The organism is Pseudomonas sp. CFBP 8771 (genome assembly GCF_014841695.1).
GTDB classification, from domain to species: Bacteria; Pseudomonadota; Gammaproteobacteria; order Pseudomonadales; family Pseudomonadaceae; genus Aquipseudomonas; species Aquipseudomonas baltica.
The window spans coordinates 1-3,724 of record NZ_JACYUJ010000017.1 but is presented as its reverse complement, the minus strand read 5'-3'; the positions used below and the strand labels follow the sequence as shown (position 1 = coordinate 3,724).

The following is a 3,724-nucleotide window of genomic DNA, read 5'->3' as shown; positions in this document are numbered from 1 at the left end:
TTTTCGAACTGATCACCAATGATCCAGTTCGCTTCAACATGCTTGCGTTAAAATCTAAGCTGGTTATGGTTTTGATCAACCTGATCCAGGGCCAGCAGTGGACCCAAGCTGAGGCTGCTAGAAGAATGGAAGTCAGTCAGCCCCGAATGAGCAACTTATTCAATGGAAAGCTAGAGAAATTTTCTGTTGATACGCTTGTCGAAATGATATTGCGCATAGGCTACAAATTAGATATGGATTTCGATCCAGGAAATCTACGTGTGCCTTTAGAATTGAAGCTAAAAAAATCGGTGCTTTAACAGCACCGATTTTATATACGGACTATTTCAACGATTTTACGCGTTGTCTAGCCTTCCTGATTATCGTGAGATCCTGCCCTTCGGACGTTTTCGTTGCCGCGAGAACGATCCACAGAACCCCTGGTAGCTTGTTGTAGTAAACACAACGCAATGCCGGGCTACCATTGATTTTCAGTTCGATCACACCAGAACCTACAGCAGTCAAATGTTCGAATGCGAGCTCGGGTTTTAATCCGTGCGCGATCATATCGAAATTATGTAGGAAAGTGATCTGATCCTCCATGGAGAATTTCCCGAACTCTTTCAAGAAGCCCGGACAATGCTTTATCTCTTTAGGAGTGAAGCGGGCGTTACACGGATCGTTTACAGCAGATTTTGCAGTCATCATGATGCGATTTACCTCTTGTGAATGGTAGGAATTTTTCGTATTTCATTTGCTTATCCTCTTGGATTAAGTTGGATTTACCGAAATTTAGGTAAAATCCTTTCTGCCGGGCAATAGGTTCCCCCAGCCGGTCAAATCTTATAACTAGTTATATAGAAATGCAAGTGCCAAATTTCAGTTTTTTTACAGGCAACCTCATGTTTGACGTCAAGCTATTGGCTTGACATTTGGGTAATCTTTTTAATTTCCTATGAATAAGTATTCAGTACGTCTCATAACAGGTGCTATGTTCAATCGCACCCCACAGAAAAGCCCGCCTCGGCGGGCTTTTTTGCGTCTTCCGGCCGCCAGAACCCTGGAGCCTGGCGTACCATTACCTGCCGGTGCGGCAGTCGCCCGGCTATGCCCTCACCTTGAGCTCGTTATGCCTGCAGCCATCTTGCCGCCTTGTGGCCACACCGATCTGCCTGTAGGCCTGCCTGATCATGTCTACGCCACCTGGCTTGCGGTTCGACGACAGCTGCGCACCAGCAAAGATCTAGCCTCCGGCGAACTGCGTTATCAGTTCTGCTGTGGCTATGTGCAGGCTCTTATTGATGCACAGGTCATTGATGATCTTTACGGTTCGCGCATCAACGCTGACTTGCGCGAGATCTGGCCGGAGCTGCTTAATCATTGGGAAGAAACGTAAGATGCGCGCTGGCATTCACGAAGACGCCTTGCAGGTCATGCTCGAGGGCGGCGCCGTACGTGAGGTGCTGGTCAGCCGGCACGATGAGAAATGGACGCTGGCCATTCGTCTGGGCGGCGCCGGCAGCCGCTGGCTGCCCGTGCGCTCGCGCCGTGAGGCGCTGCGCACCTGGGCCAGTCTCACAGCCGTAGGTCGTTTTGCCCAGGGCATGGGCATCAAGACTTTTGCCGTGGAGCTGTAGGGCCTGCCAAATTTCGCGTCCGCGAAATTTTTCGAAATCCTAGCGTGACCTCGTCCTGGCTGAACGATGACAAGCGACAACACGGCGCGCTCGCTTCTCGGGTTTCAAAGGGGTTTCCCCTTTGGCACGGACGATCGTTTACACAATGCGAAGGCATTTTGTAAACGATCGGTAACGTGCCTTTGCCTTACCTGGAGAGAGCGACCAACCGACGCGCTCTTGCATTGAGTTGCACTGAATCTCACTCGATTGCACTCCGTTGCATTGCTTTGCACTAGGTTGCACTGACGTTCACTAAATTGCACTGAGGTGCACTGTTTCCGTTGAGGTAATCAGTTTTTGCTGTAGCCACGTGCAGAGATGTTCGACGTGCTGCTTTCCCCTCTCCTCACGGCTTATCTAAACCGGCTAGCAGATCAGCCCAGGTCGCAGGCTCGCTTGGGGAAAATTTAGAAGGGCTGGGTTCTTCAGGGGATTTTTTTTCAGGCTTGTGCTCGATCAGTAATACGGTCGCTCGCAGCTCTTTGACCTCAAGGCGCAGCGCTTGCAGTTCGGCCAGCAGCACGCTCCAGGGTTCTGTGCCAACGTGTGTCACGTCAGCTGTGCCACGGTGTGCCAAATGATCTGTGCCGCGGTGTGCCACGTCCTTCAAAGCCCCATAAGCACGCATCAATTCGGACGTATCAAATTGACGGTTTCCAGAAGCGTCTACCCCATACGAAACAAGGCCTGTAGCCATATCCCGATAGATGGAGCGACGGCTTCTCCCGGTCAATTTTACGGCTTCGTTGAGGGTGTGCCATGCCATAGTGAGGAGCTGTGCCAGAGTGTGCCAAATCAGCGTGCCACGGTGTGTCACAGCTGTGCCAATCCTAAAATTTTAATCCAAAAGTGAGGCTGGGCATGGGAGGGATTCAAGCAACGTAAAGGATAGGCTCTGAGAATGGCCAACTGGGCGCGATTTAGGTTAGGTCAGGGCGACAGCAAGAAGGGGTTTGCGCTGGGCGATCAAACGCAATATCTTTGCCGCATCAGTTACATAGATTCAAAACGAAGAAACCCCGCCAAGGCGGGGTTTCATTCGGGCTGGTCGGGTGCTTGCAACACCTCCAGCCAAGGTCTCGGGGAAATCTCTGCTTTCGCGGGCTAGGGATACGAGACCTGGTAAGCACAATTCTGGAGACAAATCCGTCTCCTGTCTAGCTTCCAGCCTCCCCCGTTACCTCTTCCCGACGCTTGGAATCAAGATGCTTTGGGCACGGGAAAGTAATAGCTACCGATCAAGGGGATCTCTTCACGGTAGCCGGTATAGCCGGTCAGGTGCGACCCGCAAGGGCGAGAAGGCAACGGCAGGGCAGCGTTAACAACCCAACCAAGGGCGCTGTCACTGTCTCAGAACCCACCGACCGCCAGACGCCGAAGAGGGCAGGGGGCGCAGTTGTAACCAATCCCCGAAAGTCTGGAACGCCTGTTGGGAGTGGGAGCTGGGTACTGCACCTGGACAATTTCCCCACTGCGTGGAGTCATGCGAAACGCTTTTTTTAAAAGCCGCTCGTAGGGGCTTCCACGCCAGTGGGAGCCCTCAAGAGCGTAGCGCAGCCATCCTATGTGCCGCTTATAGGCGGCCCTGGGCTGGCGTCAGCCATCATTGCATTTGCTTTTGTTCCTAAGGGTCATAACCTGCCTTTGATCTATTCCGGCGAGTGGGGGTCCCCCTTTAGGGGGTCGAGTCGGTGAGCCACGCAGTGGCGAATGCTTTGGGATTTTTATTCAAGCCATCATTAATAGATGGCCATTTGGAATCGACATTGAATGTCAACGGATGACCTTCCACCGCTCGTCGACCTTATTAGATTTACCAAGCAGCTTTCACAAAAAACATATGAAACCGCTTGACGGCATTACAAGAATTTGTATAATCTCGGCCCTATTGAAAGCCTGCTAGACGTCCATACCGTCAAAAGCATGAGAAAGCAAGAGCCGTTTATACATAATTGCTCGTTTAGAGAGATTAAAAAATGAGTACGCAGAACGTTTTCGAACTGATCACCAATGATCCAGTTCGCTTCAACATGCTTGCGTTAAAATCTAAGCTGGTTATGGTTTTG

The 3,724-nt window shown here is 51.3% G+C and carries 5 protein-coding genes; 3 read left to right on the top strand and 2 right to left on the bottom strand.

All coding sequences use genetic code 11. The features are described from left to right. The coding region (locus tag IFT80_RS21465) for a helix-turn-helix domain-containing protein (protein WP_192138390.1) at positions 1–299 on the top strand (299 nt) is incomplete at its 5' end. Between the two features lie 22 nt (positions 300–321). Here the strand turns inward: IFT80_RS21465 and IFT80_RS21460 are convergent. Continuing rightward, the gene (locus IFT80_RS21460; protein WP_192138388.1) at positions 322–687 is read right to left on the bottom strand and encodes a type II toxin-antitoxin system RelE/ParE family toxin; all 366 of its coding nucleotides are present in this window, start codon (positions 685–687) and stop codon (positions 322–324) included. A 421-nt stretch (positions 688–1,108) separates the two neighbouring features. On the opposite strand from IFT80_RS21460, the gene IFT80_RS21455 reads away from it, so the two are divergent. Both IFT80_RS21455 and IFT80_RS21450 read left to right on the top strand, forming a co-directional pair. Next, entirely contained in the window at positions 1,109–1,375 is a 267-nt protein-coding gene (locus IFT80_RS21455; protein WP_192138386.1) for a hypothetical protein, read from the top strand. Position 1,376: 1 nt separating this feature from the next. Next, positions 1,377–1,616 carry a hypothetical protein gene (locus tag IFT80_RS21450; protein WP_192138384.1) on the top strand — a complete coding sequence of 80 codons (240 nt, stop codon included), beginning with the start codon at positions 1,377–1,379 and terminating at the stop codon, positions 1,614–1,616. A gap of 388 nt (positions 1,617–2,004) precedes the next feature. Here IFT80_RS21450 and IFT80_RS21445 read toward each other — a convergent pair whose 3' ends face one another. Then, the gene (locus IFT80_RS21445) at positions 2,005–2,424 is read right to left on the bottom strand and encodes an entry exclusion protein 1 (protein ID WP_192138382.1); all 420 of its coding nucleotides are present in this window, start codon (positions 2,422–2,424) and stop codon (positions 2,005–2,007) included. Positions 2,425–3,724 lie beyond the last annotated feature (1,300 nt).

Coding starts and splice junctions, on each gene's coding strand:
- IFT80_RS21460 (WP_192138388.1), bottom strand. CDS start 687: ATGATGACTGCAAAATCTGCTGTAAACGATCCGTGTAACGCCCGCTTC.
- IFT80_RS21455 (WP_192138386.1), top strand. CDS start 1,109: ATGCCTGCAGCCATCTTGCCGCCTTGTGGCCACACCGATCTGCCTGTA.
- IFT80_RS21450 (WP_192138384.1), top strand. CDS start 1,377: ATGCGCGCTGGCATTCACGAAGACGCCTTGCAGGTCATGCTCGAGGGC.
- IFT80_RS21445 (WP_192138382.1), bottom strand. CDS start 2,424: ATGGCATGGCACACCCTCAACGAAGCCGTAAAATTGACCGGGAGAAGC.